The 15,144-nt window shown below is 45.3% G+C and carries 16 protein-coding genes and 1 pseudogene; 3 read left to right on the forward strand and 14 right to left on the reverse strand.

The window, feature by feature from the left end; genetic code table 11:
* The first annotated feature begins 38 nt into the window (after positions 1-38).
* The 3 genes from flgA to ACO0K4_RS12405 all read left to right on the forward strand — a co-directional run bounded on the left by flgA (position 39) and on the right by ACO0K4_RS12405 (position 1,638).
* On the forward strand, positions 39-725 hold the full coding sequence (flgA, locus tag ACO0K4_RS12395; protein ID WP_422956935.1) for a flagellar basal body P-ring formation chaperone FlgA: 687 nt from the start codon (positions 39-41) through the stop codon (positions 723-725).
* A gap of 113 nt (positions 726-838) precedes the next feature.
* Positions 839-1,147: a flagellar biosynthesis anti-sigma factor FlgM gene (gene flgM / locus ACO0K4_RS12400; RefSeq protein WP_422956936.1), complete on the forward strand. Its 309-nt coding sequence runs from the start codon at positions 839-841 to the stop codon at positions 1,145-1,147.
* A gap of 2 nt (positions 1,148-1,149) precedes the next feature.
* Positions 1,150-1,638 carry a flagella synthesis protein FlgN gene (locus ACO0K4_RS12405; protein WP_422956937.1) on the forward strand — a complete coding sequence of 163 codons (489 nt, stop codon included), beginning with the start codon at positions 1,150-1,152 and terminating at the stop codon, positions 1,636-1,638.
* Between the two features lie 28 nt (positions 1,639-1,666).
* Here the strand turns inward: ACO0K4_RS12405 and motD are convergent, their stop codons facing one another.
* From motD to ACO0K4_RS12475, 14 genes and pseudogenes are all read right to left on the reverse strand, one after another.
* Positions 1,667-2,458: a flagellar motor protein MotD gene (gene motD, locus ACO0K4_RS12410; protein ID WP_422956938.1), complete on the reverse strand. Its 792-nt coding sequence runs from the start codon at positions 2,456-2,458 to the stop codon at positions 1,667-1,669.
* A 7-nt stretch (positions 2,459-2,465) separates the two neighbouring features.
* Positions 2,466-3,206: a flagellar motor protein gene (locus tag ACO0K4_RS12415; RefSeq protein ID WP_422956939.1), complete on the reverse strand. Its 741-nt coding sequence runs from the start codon at positions 3,204-3,206 to the stop codon at positions 2,466-2,468.
* A complete protein-coding gene (locus ACO0K4_RS12420) occupies positions 3,188-3,919 on the reverse strand; it encodes an RNA polymerase sigma factor FliA (protein ID WP_422956940.1) in 732 nt (243 codons plus the stop codon). The genes ACO0K4_RS12415 and ACO0K4_RS12420 overlap by 19 nt, the downstream gene beginning before the upstream one ends.
* Before the next feature lie 8 nt (positions 3,920-3,927).
* Positions 3,928-4,770, reverse strand: coding sequence for a MinD/ParA family ATP-binding protein (locus tag ACO0K4_RS12425; protein WP_422956941.1), 843 nt, complete (start codon positions 4,768-4,770; stop codon positions 3,928-3,930).
* A complete protein-coding gene (flhF, locus tag ACO0K4_RS12430) occupies positions 4,763-6,037 on the reverse strand; it encodes a flagellar biosynthesis protein FlhF (RefSeq protein ID WP_422956942.1) in 1,275 nt (424 codons plus the stop codon). Before flhF ends, ACO0K4_RS12425 begins: the two co-directional genes overlap by 8 nt.
* The gene (gene flhA / locus ACO0K4_RS12435; RefSeq protein WP_422956943.1) at positions 6,034-8,118 is read right to left on the reverse strand and encodes a flagellar biosynthesis protein FlhA; all 2,085 of its coding nucleotides are present in this window, start codon (positions 8,116-8,118) and stop codon (positions 6,034-6,036) included. The genes flhF and flhA overlap by 4 nt, the downstream gene beginning before the upstream one ends.
* The gene (gene flhB, locus ACO0K4_RS12440) at positions 8,115-9,287 is read right to left on the reverse strand and encodes a flagellar biosynthesis protein FlhB (RefSeq protein ID WP_422956944.1); all 1,173 of its coding nucleotides are present in this window, start codon (positions 9,285-9,287) and stop codon (positions 8,115-8,117) included. The genes flhA and flhB overlap by 4 nt, the downstream gene beginning before the upstream one ends.
* Before the next feature lie 290 nt (positions 9,288-9,577).
* Complete coding sequence (locus ACO0K4_RS12445; RefSeq protein WP_422956945.1) at positions 9,578-10,792, reverse strand: EAL and HDOD domain-containing protein; 1,215 nt, start codon at positions 10,790-10,792, stop codon at positions 9,578-9,580.
* Between the two features lie 42 nt (positions 10,793-10,834).
* Positions 10,835-11,467, reverse strand: a complete 633-nt coding sequence (gene cheZ, locus ACO0K4_RS12450) for a protein phosphatase CheZ (RefSeq protein ID WP_422956946.1) — start codon at positions 11,465-11,467, stop codon at positions 10,835-10,837.
* 27 nt (positions 11,468-11,494) lie between these two features.
* Positions 11,495-11,890, reverse strand: coding sequence for a chemotaxis response regulator CheY (cheY, locus tag ACO0K4_RS12455; RefSeq protein WP_262836013.1), 396 nt, complete (start codon positions 11,888-11,890; stop codon positions 11,495-11,497).
* Between the two features lie 99 nt (positions 11,891-11,989).
* Positions 11,990-13,066 (reverse strand): protein-glutamate methylesterase/protein-glutamine glutaminase, encoded by a 1,077-nt coding sequence (locus tag ACO0K4_RS12460; RefSeq protein ID WP_422956947.1) that lies wholly within the window; start codon positions 13,064-13,066, stop codon positions 11,990-11,992.
* Between the two features lie 41 nt (positions 13,067-13,107).
* Positions 13,108-13,716: a chemoreceptor glutamine deamidase CheD gene (cheD, locus tag ACO0K4_RS12465; protein ID WP_422956948.1), complete on the reverse strand. Its 609-nt coding sequence runs from the start codon at positions 13,714-13,716 to the stop codon at positions 13,108-13,110.
* 3 nt (positions 13,717-13,719) lie between these two features.
* Positions 13,720-14,613 carry a CheR family methyltransferase gene (locus ACO0K4_RS12470; RefSeq protein ID WP_422956949.1) on the reverse strand — a complete coding sequence of 298 codons (894 nt, stop codon included), beginning with the start codon at positions 14,611-14,613 and terminating at the stop codon, positions 13,720-13,722.
* A 211-nt stretch (positions 14,614-14,824) separates the two neighbouring features.
* A pseudogene (locus ACO0K4_RS12475) lies at positions 14,825-15,144 on the reverse strand (hypothetical protein); the annotation flags it as partial.

Genomic DNA, 15,144 nt, shown 5'->3' on the forward strand with positions numbered 1-15,144 from the left:
TGACTACACTGCAAAGACACGTTTTCAGTTGAGTTGCGATGAAAAAGCTAATTGTTTTATTGTCACTAAGTCAGTTGATGCCGGCAGTCGCTTTTGCACAGCCGGAGGATCCGCAGCGGATTCGGCAAGCGGCTGAGGATTTCCTTAGGAAACAAAGTGCAGGATTCAGTGGTGAGCCGCAAATTAATGTAGGTGCTGTCGACAATCGACTTCATTTGGCTGCATGCACGAATATTGAACCATTCTTACCTCCAGGTAGCAAACCATGGGGCAAAATTACGATGGGTGTACGTTGTAGCAACCCTGTCGCATGGGTCGTGTACTTATCTGCCAGCATTAAAGTATCAGGCGACTACTATGTCACTTCAGGCAACATAGCCCAAGGACAAACGATCACAGCCAATGATTTGATGAAAATTACCGGGGATTTATCGAATCTACCAACTGGGGCCATCACCAATCCAAATCAGGCAATAGGCAAGTCATTTAACATCTCTGTCACCTCGGGTACCGTAATAAAGAGCGACAGTCTAAAGAGTCCGATGGTGATTCAACAAGGACAGTCAGTGCGTGTCACCAGTACTGGCAAGGGATTTCAGGTAGCAACTGATGGGCAGGCCTTAAGCAATGCTAGCGAGGGACAAGTTGCCAAAGTTAAAATTTTATCAGGACAGGTCGTTAGCGGAATTGCGAAAGCAGGTGGCGTTATTGAAATCACCTATTAATCAGGTAATTTCTCAGCAGCACAATATTTCCGCAAATGAAGTTAAAGTTTAAAATATCGCAGCCGATATACATAATGTAGATGTATAAAAATCCCAACATAGAGGGTGATGCTGTGAAAATTAATGATGCACTAAAGAGTACTACCGGCCTGCCGGCGGGGCCGCAACAGGTTCGCACCGATCAGCAGGCAGAGAAAACAGAAGTATCGTCGACACCCTCTGCCAAGGTACAGATTTCACCTTTGTCGACGCAATTACAAGCCTTACAAAACACACAAGCAAGTAGCGCTGTATTTGAAGCAAAGAAAGTAGAAGAAATTAAGCTGGCCATTTCTGAGGGACGCTTCCAGGTAAATTCGGAAAAAGTTGCAGATGGCTTATTAGAAACTGTCAAAGATTTATTAAACGCAAGAAAAAGATAATCATGAGTCTCGTCAGCGCAAAATTGCCTCAATTAAATCAATCTCTGCAGAATGAATTGTCCGCAATGACATTACTGACTGAGATACTGAAATTGGAGCAAGCTGCGTTGATTGAAGGTCATGTTAATGACCTGAATGAATTCACTAAGCGCAAAGGTCAATGTATTGCCCAAGTTGCAGAATTGGAAAAAATTCGCAGCACGCACCTTGAAGAAATGGGATTTTCAAGTGATTTGGCGGGGATCAATGCATTCCTGGCGCAAGCACCCGCCGAGACAAAGATTGCAGATAACTGGACTCAGCTTCTTGCGATCGCTGAAAAAGCAAAAGAAATTAATCGCACCAATGGTATTCTGATTAACCGCCAGCTAATGCGCAATCAAGGTGCACTCAATGTTCTCCAGCAGAGCAATCCGGCAGGCGCCATGTATGGCCCAAATGGACAGGCAAAAATACAAAACATTACAGGACGCGGTCTGGTGATCGGCTAACAGCTCACTGATAGTCCAACCGAAATATTTATTTCTTCTCAGCATTTGCTGTACTAGCTGAATTCGCTAACGGCACATCAATGATGGGTTCCGGCAAAATAGCTAGGATAGTAACTGTCACTCGCCGGTTCCTTGCTCTTCCCTCCACAGTAGCATTCGATCCTACCGGCAATTTCGGTCCCTGACCGATTGCAGTCATTCTGTTTTCATCGACGCCATTTTCAGTAAATAAACGCACTACCGTACTTGCGCGAACAGCAGACAACTCCCAATTAGACGGAAAGCTGGAATTCTTAATGGGCAAATTATCAGTATGCCCCTCAACCTGAATTGCATGATTATCTACCTTGAGCACCGACGCAATCGCTTTTAATGCCTGATACGAATCGATGTTCAATTTTGCCTCACCCGGCGCGAACAAAACACTCGCATTGATTTCAATAGTGATACCGCGGCTGGTCTGACTGACACTCACTTTACCTTCTCGCACCAAAGGCTCAAGCACGCTCAAAATATCGCGAGCCATACCAGTCATCTGCTCACGTTCTTTATGTAAAGTTTCCAGGTTTTTTTGTTTAACGGGATGGATTGGATCAAGCTTGATCGCCGGCTCCACATCGCTGTTGGCAGAGTGCATCACCATCGCCTGGCCAAATGCGCCTGTCAACGAATTAGATAAGACACGATATTTACCTTCATTCAAAGAAGATATCGCATACATCACGACAAAAAAAGCGAATAACAAAGTAATAAAATCAGCATACGACACCAGCCAGCGATCATGATTGTCACTCTCATCATGATATTTCTTCCTGGTCATGGCGGGTTTATTTTTTGTGGTTGGCAAGACGCTCTTCCACGACCCGGGGGCTATCACCCAAGGCAATGCTGTAAAAAATATCGGATAACATTTCACGTCGCGTTACTTCGCTACTTATGATCTCCTTTAACTTGTTACTGACCGGCAGAAAAAATAAATTCGCCAGCCCTACACCGTAGATCGTTGCGACAAAGGCGACTGCAATCCCGCTACCTAATTTACTCGGGTCGGACAGATTTTCCATCACATGGATCAAGCCAAGAACTGCCCCCAGAATACCGATAGTCGGAGAGTAACCGCCAGCAGCATCCCATATTTTGACAGCCTGACGCTGTTCAATTTCATACAAAGAAATATCGACATCCAAAATTTCTTTTAAACGAACAGGATCAATTCCGTCGATGACTAAGCGCAAACCTTTACTGATGAAAGGATCTTTGCTTGCGCCCATATAACGTTCTAAGCTAAGAAACCCCTCGCGGCGAGCAACAACGCTCCAGATTAGCGCCTCTTGTATCGTTTTTTTACTCGTGTCGATTGGCATGGATACGATCCATTTCAGCATTTTGACGCCACGGATAAACGTAGGCATCCGGCTTTGCAACAGTACCGCCCCAATTGTGCCAATGACGACAATCACGAATGCGGCTGGCTGCACCAATGAGGACAGGCGTCCACCTTCGATTAGCTGCCCGGAGAAAATTCCGGTGATAACTAATATAAGCCCAATTATGCTAGCCCAGTCCACGCTTTCTCCCTTAAAGATGCTCTTAATCGAGCTACTGCCTGGCTGTGTAGTTGTGAAACCCGCGATTCAGATACTCCCATCACCGCGCCAATTTCTTTTAAATTCAATTCTTGTTCGTAGTACAGCCCCATTAAGAGCTTCTCTCTCTCGGGAAGGCTGTCAATTGCAAAGATAACTGCATCACGAAAATCCCCATGCAACAAATCCTCCAGAGGGTCACCCGACTGATCCGTACAATAATGGTCCAGAAAATGTTCTTTGGTATCGGCGTCATGAAAGTCCTCGTAGTAGACCAATTGGTGCCCACCACTTTCACTCAAAACATCCTGATATTCAGCCAGGCTTAATTTCAATTGTTTAGCAACTTCCGTTTCCAACGGAGGCCTGCCTAACTTTTGTTGAAGCGTGTTCATTGCCGTCTCTATCTTACGCATGTTCTGACGGACTCCACGTGGCAACCAGTCACTATTCCTGAGCTCGTCAAGCATCGCGCCGCGTATGCGCTGTACGGCATATGTCTCAAATTGAGCACCATGATTATCTTCATAGCGGTTGACCGCATCGAGCAAACCTATCATACCGGCCTGCACAAGATCGTCCACCTCAACACTGGGGGGTAAGCGCGCCTTTAATTGATAGGCAAGTCGTTTTACCAGAGGAGCATGCTCTGTAAGTAGAGAATTTTTATCTGACTTTCCGCTGGCAGTGTACATAATTTCTTTTAAATTCCGACGCCCACACCCAACTCAGGCAAGCCACGCAGCCCCAATGTGGACTGAGCAGCCGTTGCCAACTGTTCAGCCAATTTGGAGAAGGCAATTGATGCTCCAGCCAACGGAAACGCATCAATTACGGCACGCCCCAGATGAGCAGCTTGTTTCATGTGAGCGTCTTCAGGTACATAACCTACAAAATGTAATGGAACAGCTAAGTAACGGCTCGCCGCCTGAGCCATATTGGCATATACAAGTCGTGCTGATTGTTCAGTTGCTCCAGAGACTAAAATACCGTAAGAACGGCGACCAAGACGGCTATTAACCCGCTTAATCAAACCATACGCATTTTTAATAGTGACGGGATTTGCCGATACTTGTATCACGACATCAGACTCCTCAAACGACGCAAGAGGAAACGCATCATTACTATCGATTTCACTATCGACGATCACTAGGTCAGCAGCATTTGCCGCAACGTCAAAAACCCGTGACAATTTTCGCGAATTTTCTGCTGGCAACCGCGTTGAATTCATCGCATATTTGGATAGCATAGACACCGATAAATTTGATGAAACTATTTTAATCGCCTCCTTCATTGTACGCTGTTGTCGTGCCACATCCAACAGGGTGCTATCGGAATCACTGCCCAACCACGATCCTATACTATGGTTTGAGCAGCGGGCATCAATCATCAAAACTCGTAGCCCTTGCCTGGCAAGCGAAACACCAAGATTGACCAGCATACTGCTCTTCTCATCGTCACGCAAAGCAGACAAAAACGTCAATACGCGCGGTTTTGGCGCCTCAAGCATACGGCGCAATCCTTCTGCCTGGTCAAAACTAGCCAAGAGACACCTCCCGCAAAGCACCGGGATTAATCGCGTTTGCCATTGCAGCATTTGCCATCACCATCGGGAGCTCATCATCCTGCAAACTAAAAGCCGAAGTTTCGCGCTTTAATTTAAACGCACGATCTACCAGATACTGCTTGTTAGCGACATGCAGATCTTCAGGCACACGCTGGCCGCTGGCAACATAATAGACATTCAGCTTCTGGCGCACAGCTATGTCTAGTACACCACCAATCGTTGCGGCTTCATCGAGCTTTGTCAAAATACAACCTGCTAAATCACCTTTACCCTGATAAGCCCTGACGACTTCGCTTAAGGTTTCACCAGTAGAGGTCGCATTCAGACATAAAAGTCGCTTCACATTACTATCAGCGCCTGACAACATCGCAATCTGCTCTGCCACCATTTTGTCACGCTGGCTCACGCCGACCGTATCAATCAACACCGTATGCTTATTCTTGAGTTCAGACAAAGCGATGCGCAAGTCGGACTCGTCTTTAACCGAATGCACCATGACGCCGAGAATTTTGCCGTAAATACGTAATTGTTCGTAGCCGCCAATACGATAACCATCTGTCGTGATCAAGGCCAGTTTAGCCGGGCCATGGCGCATCACGCAACGTGCTGCCAGCTTGGCAGTCGTCGTCGTTTTACCTACACCAGTGGGCCCTATTAATGCATACACGCCGCCTTTTTCCAATATTTCGCTTTCATTTGAAATAGTAGAGAGATTTTTATTCAGTATCGCTTTAATCCAATCCAGACTGCTAACGACGTTATCTGATTCAGGCATTTTTTCGATCAGAAAACGGGACAAACTAGCGCTAAATCCGGTTGCCAGCATTTCCCGTAAAATCTCGGCTTTCTTAGGCTGACGCTTTTGCGTATGTGTCCAGGAGAGTTCTGCCAGTTGTGCTTCCAGCATTCCCCTCATCGACCTGATCTCATTCATGACGGCAGATATCTCACCCGGACTGACCTGCGGAGCCATTTCGCTATCAAAGTGACCAATATTATTCGCGGTATATTGCTGAGGACTGTCATCCGACGTGAAGCGAGGAGTGAACCGGGGAACATCTGGCACCATTACTTTTTTATGTTCTGGCGTCACCAATGAACTTACCACCTCATCGGCCATCACCAATATCTCTACCCGGCCATCAACATTACGATTCGATAAAATCACTGCGTCCGAACCTAACGCATCTCGAACCAGACGAATCGCTTCACGTGAGGTATTTGCCGAAAATTTTCTAACGTTCATAATTGCCCTCCAACGAGGCTGGTAACTCTAATAGTTTTAGTTTCAGGTAGTTCTGCTTGCGATAAGACTTTTAATTGAGGCAAGGTTCTTCTGAGGAAGCGAGACAATAAAGCTCTTAATGGGCCTGGTACCAGTAGCACCGGGGTCAATCCCATTTGTTCCTGATGCTGTGCTGCTGCCTCTGTCTGACTTGCTAAAGTATCAGCGAGGCCGGGTTCAATCCCTGCACCATCGGCGCCATTCGTCTGCAGTGCCTGCATCAGCAGCCGCTCCAGGCGATTGTCCAGGGTCATCACCGTCAACTCATTCGTAGAAGGGAATATTTGCTGGACGATCGCACGACCAAGCGAAATACGAACATAGGTCGTCAATTCATTCGCATCTTGTGTATGCATAGAATGCTCTGACAGCGTTTCGATAATGGTTCGCATATCACGGATATGCACCCCCTCGATGAGCAGGTTTTGTAAGACTTTTTGCAGTATCGCGAGTGGTAATAACTTTGGAACCAATTCCTCCACAAGTTTAGGCGACTCTTTCGCCAAGTGGTCCATAAGCTGCTGCACCTCCTGACGACCAAGTAACTCCGCAGCATGCGATGTAATCAGATGATTTAAATGGGTTGCGATCACGGTGCCAGCATCAACAACGGTATAACCCATCCCTTGCGCCTGTTCGCGCATCGCTGCATCAATCCAGACTGCAGGCAATCCAAACGCTGGATCTGTCGTGACAGCACCGGGTAAATTTCCCGTTACCATTCCAGGATTAATTGCCAGATATTGTCCTGTCAAAGCCTCACCAGTCCCGACCTCGACTCCTTTTAAAGTAATTCTGTAAGCTGATGGTTTCAACTCAAGATTGTCACGAATATGTACAGGGGGCGACAGGAAGCCAACTTCCTGAGCAAATTTTTTACGAATGCCTTTAATACGCCTGAGCAGCTCACCGCCCTGCCCCTTATCGACCAGAGGGATGAGTCGATAACCGACTTCTAATCCTAGGGTATCTACCGGCAAAATATCTTGCCAGGTCGCCTCTTCCATTTCAGGAGCGGTTGCTTGCGGAGGCGCTTGCTCCTCGGCTGTGGCAACAACTTCAGATTTTTTCGTCAATAAATATCCCCCTCCAATCAGCACACTCGCTAGAAGAAGAAATGCTACATGGGGCATACCAGGAATAATTCCCATGCCACCGACGATGCCACCGGTGATGTAGAGTACTTGAGGTTTGGCAAACAACTGGCCAATCAACTGGCCACCGATGTCCTGATCACTGGCAACACGGGATACGACAACACCCGCAGCAGTCGAGATAATTAATGAAGGAATTTGCGCAACCAATCCGTCGCCAATTGCCAGCAAAGTGTAGTTTTTCAATGCCGTTGCAAAGTCCAGATCATGCTGCACCATACCGACGATTAAACCGCCGACAATATTAATAATTGTCACCATGATGCCGGCAACAGCGTCACCACGAACGTATTTAGAGGCACCGTCCATCGCGCCATAAAACTCCGCCTCCTGTGCTACTTCGGTACGGCGACGACGAGCCTCTTGCTCAGCAATCAATCCTGCATTCAGATCTGCATCGATCGCCATTTGCTTACCTGGCATTGCATCCAGCGCAAAACGGGCACCAACCTCGGCAATACGACCGGCACCTTTTGTTACGACGGTAAAGTTAATGATGGTCAAAATCACGAATACGACGATACCAACCGTATAGTTACCGCCAATCAAAAAATGCCCGAATGCTTCAATGACCTTACCGGCCGCATCTGGACCAGTATGACCCTCAGTCAATACCACACGGGTAGAGGCGACATTCAGCGATAAACGTAACATCGTACTAACCAACAGAACCGTTGGAAAAACCATGAAATCGAGCGGTTTTACCGTGTACAGGCTGGTCAATAAAACGATAATTGCCAGAGCAATGTTAAAGCTAAAAAATACGTCCAGAACAAACGCAGGCAGTGGCAATACCATCATCGCCAGCATCATAATAATCAAGACGGGTGCAGCAATCGCCTTATTAGTAAATATGCTCATCCAGGCGGGCAATTTCAGACTATTCATTCATGAGCTCCGGTTAAAGGAGACTGTTGTGGCAATTCGTTATTAGGATCCAACTCTGGGGGCACATCAATTTCTGTCGGCAAAATCGGCTTTAAACCACCATGCTGACGAAAAGTTTTCAGTTGAAATACATAAGCAAGCACTTCGGCCACAGCTGCATATAGTTTCTCCGGGATTTCATCTCCCAACTCTGTGTGCTTGTATAAAGCTCGCGCTAAAGGAGGAGCCTCTAACAAGGGGACATTATTTTCACCTGCAATTTCACGAATTCTCGCGGCAACTGCATCAGCACCTTTAGCAACGACTCTAGGCGCACCATTACCACCATCGGTGTATTTCAGGACAACGGCAAAATGCGTAGGATTCGTTACAACGACATCTGCCGTCGGAATCTCTGCCATCATGCGACGACGTGCCATTTCTCTTTGCTGGGCTCTGATTTTTGCTTTGATTTGCGGATTACCGTTAGCCTCTTTCGACTCTTGAATCACTTCCTGATGTGTCATCTTCAACTTATTAGCGTAATGCCACATTTGATAAGGCGCATCGATTGCAGCGATAAAAACAAGCGCGCCAACAATCGATAAAAAACAAGCTGCAAGCAAATTACCCATATGAGCACTGCCTTGCGCAAGCGGCTCAAGAACCAAGCCAAAAATTGCACTTTTTTGACTCATTACAACCATCAGGGCAACACTACCAACAAGAATCGTTTTGATAATAGCCTTGACTAGTTCTACTCCGGCCCGAGTTGAAATCATATTTGCCAAACCGGACAAAGGATTCATGCGAGAGAAGTTAGGTTGTAAGGCCTTCCCGCTAAACAACCAGCCGCCAATCAACAAGGGGGATCCGATTGCTACAAGAACCAACAATCCGGCAATCGGCGCAAATGCAATCAATACATCCATCAGGCCGACAGCAATACTTGCAAACAACAAATTAATATCAAATGCGAGGCTACGATCCAGCGACAAACCCGTCATCAGCATATGACTTAGCTGACGTATTAAACCGCCCCCAAAGATCCAAAGTGCACTCCCTGCAGCCAATAAAATAGTGCAGGTCGACAGCTCTCTTGAACGTGGTACATCACCCTCCTCCCTGGCTTGCTCCAGACGTTTGGGTGAGGCTGGTTCGGTTCTTTCGAGATCGCTTTCTTCGGCCATCGCCGACTCCCATTCTTTTCTGAAATGCAAGCCAATTAATGCCAACACATTTCTACAGTTAGGATTATTCGCGAAATTAGAAAAGTGACATACGAGGAATAAGTGATGAATTACCCCTCATTTCACAAGACGTGTTAACGCACACCTGATGAGCAACAGCAATTTGAAGTAAAACCTAAAAATTGCGCTAAGATAATGAGCAAAAAATCGTTTATTTAAGTTGGGAGAACTAATGAAAAATGCGCCAGAACGGCGCATTTTTTTAAAGAAGTAAAACAGAAATGCAGTGCTTATGCAGCAGCAATATTTTTTGCCCAAACTAAAGCGGACAGATGTGCTGTATTAACCTCATTCGGTTTTATGCGTAGCGACTCTGATAAAGACCCAACCAACATGCTATTCAACTCACAAGCTTCTGCAAGCGCGAGGTAAGGGCCATAAGCACCACCTCTCGAAATTAAAGCCTCAGTGACGGCCTCTGGCAACTGAATCGTTGACAAAACCTCTTCCATTGAAATTCCAAGCAGGCGATCTAGCAAAGAGAACATTCCGGCAACAAACAGATTTTCTGCCTCAGCTTTAGACATATAAGGCTGCCCTAAGAGTTCTGCAAAACGTCCGCGAACAATTGCCGTCTCCAATAAAACCGGAGAGTATCCACTAGTACTTGCTGTCGCCAGCAAAAGGGACAGCCAGCGATACAAGGGGCTATAACCAAGGATTTGCACTGCATGCTTCAGTGACTGCACTTCCGTTCTTAAACCAAAACCTGCTGAATTGATATATCGCAATAATTTATAAGCAAGTGTGGCATCTCTTTTTACGACGGCCTCAAGCTGCTGAATATCCGCGTTCTTCCTGATCATTTCCATCAATTGGAGAATAGTCGTCTGCGCAGTATTTAAACCTTTTTTCTCAGCACTCGGCTTCGGTGTTAAATGTAACTTACCGACAAAAGAATCAAGCCCTAAAGCGGAGCAAGCATCAAAATCCTGCCAACTGAGTACGTTTCTCGCAACCATACGAACCGAAGATTGCTTGAGCGCCGCATAAACCTTGGCCTGTGATGCCAGATTAGCTGGATTTAACTGAACTTCTATATGGGAAATTTGCGAGAAAAAAGATCTTTCCAGTGTACTCAGATCAGCGCCACGCATACAAATTCCGTAGCCTAATTGACGCAACTCTTTGATTGACTCCAGAGTCTCAGGATTCGTGAAATCACGCTTTGACAATACTAAAACAGTATTTTTGGGCGGCAACAACTTTAAGCCCTGAACTTTTAATAATTCTGGTACCGCGTCCATAAACAAAATGCTGTCGCCTAACAAAAAGCCCGTATCCTCATCATTAAGCTTTTCGGCGACAAATTCCATCAGGGAATTCAAATCATCAACACTGAACTCCGCCGCTTGGCTCGAATTTTGCCATGATAATTGAAAACCAATAACACGCTGCTTGGGATCAAGCAAAGGCTCTCTAACAATGAAGTTAGTTTCGTTCATATGAAATTATAAGTAGTAACTTTATTTAGGCGAAAGGACTAACTAAAAACCAAGACTATCAAGTAAATCATCTACTTGCCCTTGATTCGAAACCACATCGACATTGCCCTCAGGATTAATTTGCGGCCCATTTATCAGGCCATCTCCAACATCTCGCTTGATTTCGTCAGGAGAATAGTCGATCAACAATTGCACAAGTTGTTGCTCAAGATTCTGAGCAATATCAGTTACTCTCTTTATCACTTGCCCGGTTAAGTCTTGAAAATCCTGTGCCATCATAATATTCATCAGATGGGATTTCGTCTCTTTACTGTTAACAGCAACCAGCTTCAGATAGGCAAGCGTTTCGTGTGCAGCTTGCTGATATTGCTCCAACGTTGTGGAGCCAGATACCAATCTCTCAAGATCCACAGAGATCTTCCTGGCACCGTCATCAAGAGACTCCTGAAGCGGAATTGCCTCATCAGTTGCATTGAGAACGCGCTGCGCCGCCTGCTCCGACATTTTTGCGACATAATCAAGTCGATCACGGGCATCAGGAATGTCTTCTGCTGCTCTTTCGAGTAATTTATCTAAACCCAAACCTCGCAAACTATCGTGCAACAGCCGCGTCATGTGACCTACTCGTGAGAGCAGGTCATCATGTTGCTCATTGTCATTCATCTCATTACTCATCGTAGCTCCATGACAGGCTGTTCTTTGCTACGCAGGTTTTCCTAATTTTTCAAAAATTTTTGACAGCTTTTCATCCAAAGTTGCTGCTGTAAATGGTTTCACGACATAGCCGTTCGCACCAGCTTGCGCAGCGGCAATAATATTTTCTTTCTTTGCTTCCGCAGTTACCATTAACACAGGCATTTTAGCCAGCGCTGGATCGGCGCGGATATGTTGAAGCATCGTCAAGCCATCCATATTTGGCATATTCCAGTCGGAGATCACGAAATCAAAATCGCCACTCTTCAGCTTAGCCAACCCCATAGCACCATCTTCTGCTTCGTCTACATTGGAATAGCCAAGTTCCTTGAGCAAGTTTCTAACGATACGGCGCATCGTTGAAAAGTCATCTACAACTAAAAACTTCAGATTCTGATCGGCCATGAATTACTCCATTGTTTCTTTAAAGATAGTTAATAACATTATCGGTCAGTTTAATACAAAGTGCTGCTAATACTTAATAACAATTTTGATTTGTCAGATCTAAACACGTAAAGCGCGACTTCCATGCGAAGCTAAGTAATGCAACACCATTGTGGGCAGTTCATTTAAAGGGCCGACCTCATGCGTAGCGCCAACTGCGATTGCTTCACGTGGCATACCAAATACTACACAAGTTGCCTCATCTTGGGCAAAATTGTACGCTCCGGCATTCTTCATTTCCAGCATACCATTTGCACCATCTTTACCCATCCCTGTGAGAATGACGCCAACTGCATTTTTACCTGCATAAGTTGCCGCAGATCGAAACAAGACGTCCACCGAGGGGCGGTGCCTATTGACGGGAGGCCCATCATCAAGTTGTGTCACATAATTAGCGCCACTTCTGGCTAATAACAAATGTGAATGGCCGGGTGCAATATAGGCATGTCCAGGCAAAACACGCTCTCCACCTGCAGCCTCAATAACGGCAATTTTACATAAACCATCAAGCCGCTTTGCAAACGATCTGGTAAAACCTTCTGGCATGTGCTGGGTAATTAAAATTCCGGGGCAATCTGAGGGCATTTGAATCAAAAAATTTTTAATGGCTTCAGTACCCCCTGTTGAAGCGCCAATGATAATCAATTTCTCACTGCTTGTTAGCGGGTTTTTTACTGGGGGAAGCGCTGTTAATGCCGCTTTATCGGCATCCGTGGAATGAATCATTCTTGGCCGAATGCGGGCCTTTGATGCAGCACGGACTTTATCTGCGATCAGTTCCGCGTATTCCAGCATACCGCTCTGAATTGACAACTTGGGTTTAGTCACAAAATCTACCGCCCCTAACTCCAGGGCTCGCATTGTAATTTCTGATCCGCGCTCCGTCAAAGACGATACCATGATGACTGGCATCGGTCTAAGTCGCATCAATTTTTCTAAAAAATCCAGGCCATCCATTTTAGGCATTTCAACATCGAGTGTTAAAACATCCGGATTCGTCTGTTTAATCAGTTCTCTGGCAACCAAAGGATCGGGAGCGACGCCAACAACTTCCATATCAGGCTGGCGTCCAATGATTTCACTCAGCACACTGCGAATCAGTGCAGAGTCATCTACGATCAATACTTTAATTTTCATAAAAACATTCCATATCAACGCTAGATTTTGTCCTGTCGTATTTAAAACAAATCAATATCACCACCGACTGGTACCGTTTTTAGGCGGCTTGCATAATCTTGTTCGCGTTTTCTTAATGTATCGTTATGCTCAACCTTCAGTTTTTTTACTAAAACTTTTCCAGTTTTGGGAAAAAAATATACTTTACGTGGATAAATATCATTCAAATCCTCAGCAATCACACGCATTCTCTCTGCACGCAGATAATCAAGTACAAATTTTGCATTGCGCTCGCCGACATTAATCGCTGTGAATCCCCGCAAAACATTCCCGCCACCAAAAACCTTGGCCTCCATGTTTTCACGCTTAGCACCTGCTTTTAATAATTCATTAATTAAAACTTCCATCGCGTAGGTACCGTAACGCATAGATGCAGATACAGGATTATCCGTGTCTGCCCCGCCGTCGGGTAGCATGAAATGATTCATCCCACCGACACCAGAGACCCGATCCCTGATGCATGCTGAAACGCAAGAACCAAGAACAGTGACAATCAACATATCTTTTCCTGTGAAATAGAACTCACCGGGTAAAATTTTTGCAGCATCACAGTCAAAAGTACGATCGTAATAAATATTCGTCGCAAAATGCTCTTCACTTAACTGGCTCATGACTTAACCTTTGTTTGTGTGATTCAAAACAGTCTTACGACGCGACTCGTGCAGGCTTGCAAGTTCGTAAACTGTTTTACCTCTTAATTTGAAGTCGTCAGAGACATACAGAAAATTTTCAGAATGTCCGGCAAAAAGCAAACCATCAGGCTTAATGAGTGGCACAAATTTTTTTAAAATTTTCCCCTGAGTTGGCTTATCAAAATAAATCATCACATTGCGGCAAAAAATCGCGTCAAACTCGCCACTAACCGGCCAACTATCAGCTAAAAGGTTCAGTTGTTTAAAAGTGATGAGATCTCTTAGTTCTTGTCGCACTCTCACCATTCCATCTTGAGCGCCCTTCCCTTTCAGGAAAAATTTCTTTGCACGCTCTGGGGACATTTTATCCAGACGATCAATGTTATAAACACCCCTGGAAGCAGTTGACAATACATTGGTATCAATATCAGTCGCGATAATGTGTGCTGGCGGCTTTAAGCTTCCGAATGCTTCACACAATGTCATGGCAATCGAGTATGGTTCCTCTCCCGTGGAACTGGCAGAACACCAGACGTTGATGGGATCTTTCCTCTTTTTTACGTGTTCGGCAAGTAGAGGGAAATGATGTTCCTCTCTAAAAAATGAAGTCAAGTTCGTTGTCAGCGCATTAGTGAATGCCTCCCACTCATCGCCGGAAGGCTCTTTTTGCAATTGATCCAAATAAACTGAAAACGAATTAATACCTGTTGCGCGCAAACGGCGAGCCAAACGGCTGTAGACCATTTCCTGTTTACTATCAGCCAAAGAAATTCCGGCTTTTTGGTATATCAGTCCTCTAACCCGGTTGAAATCTTTTTCATCAAAATCAAATTCCTTTGCTGTTTCGGCTCTGTTTTTTTCAGCAGGTTTGGTCATTAATCTATCCTTAACATGAGGCTTATTTAATCAACCAATACTTTTAACAGGATTGATTTCATCTATATGAATACGTCTGACAAAGTCAGTCAACCTTAGCCACAGCAAAACAACAGTCACCGGAAAAATCAACAGTATTTAATTCGCTACACGCTCATCAAAATATAATAATTATTCAACATACAAACAAAATTCAGTGACTTAACTATATTTAAAATTCATCCCACTCATCACCAGGGGAGCCGGCATGATTACATCCAGAAGAGGATGGCTCTTTTTTTAATCTCAATTGCTTAGCGGGCCTATTCATTTTTGAGCTTGCTTGCACTGACGCCTTGGCAATTTTTACAGTCTTAGTCGCAGTTAAACCCTCCAAACCACCAAGTTTAAATATGCTAACTGCCTGCGCCAAAGCCTGAGCCTGCTCTTCCATGCTCTCTGCCGCTGCCGCTGCTTGTTCTACCAAAGCTGCATTTTGTTGCGTCATTTCGTCCATCTGGGTTATGGCGAGATTGACTTGTTCAATCCCGG

This window comes from Undibacterium sp. RuTC16W, assembly GCF_049339445.1.
Lineage (GTDB): Bacteria > Pseudomonadota > Gammaproteobacteria > Burkholderiales > Burkholderiaceae_D > Undibacterium.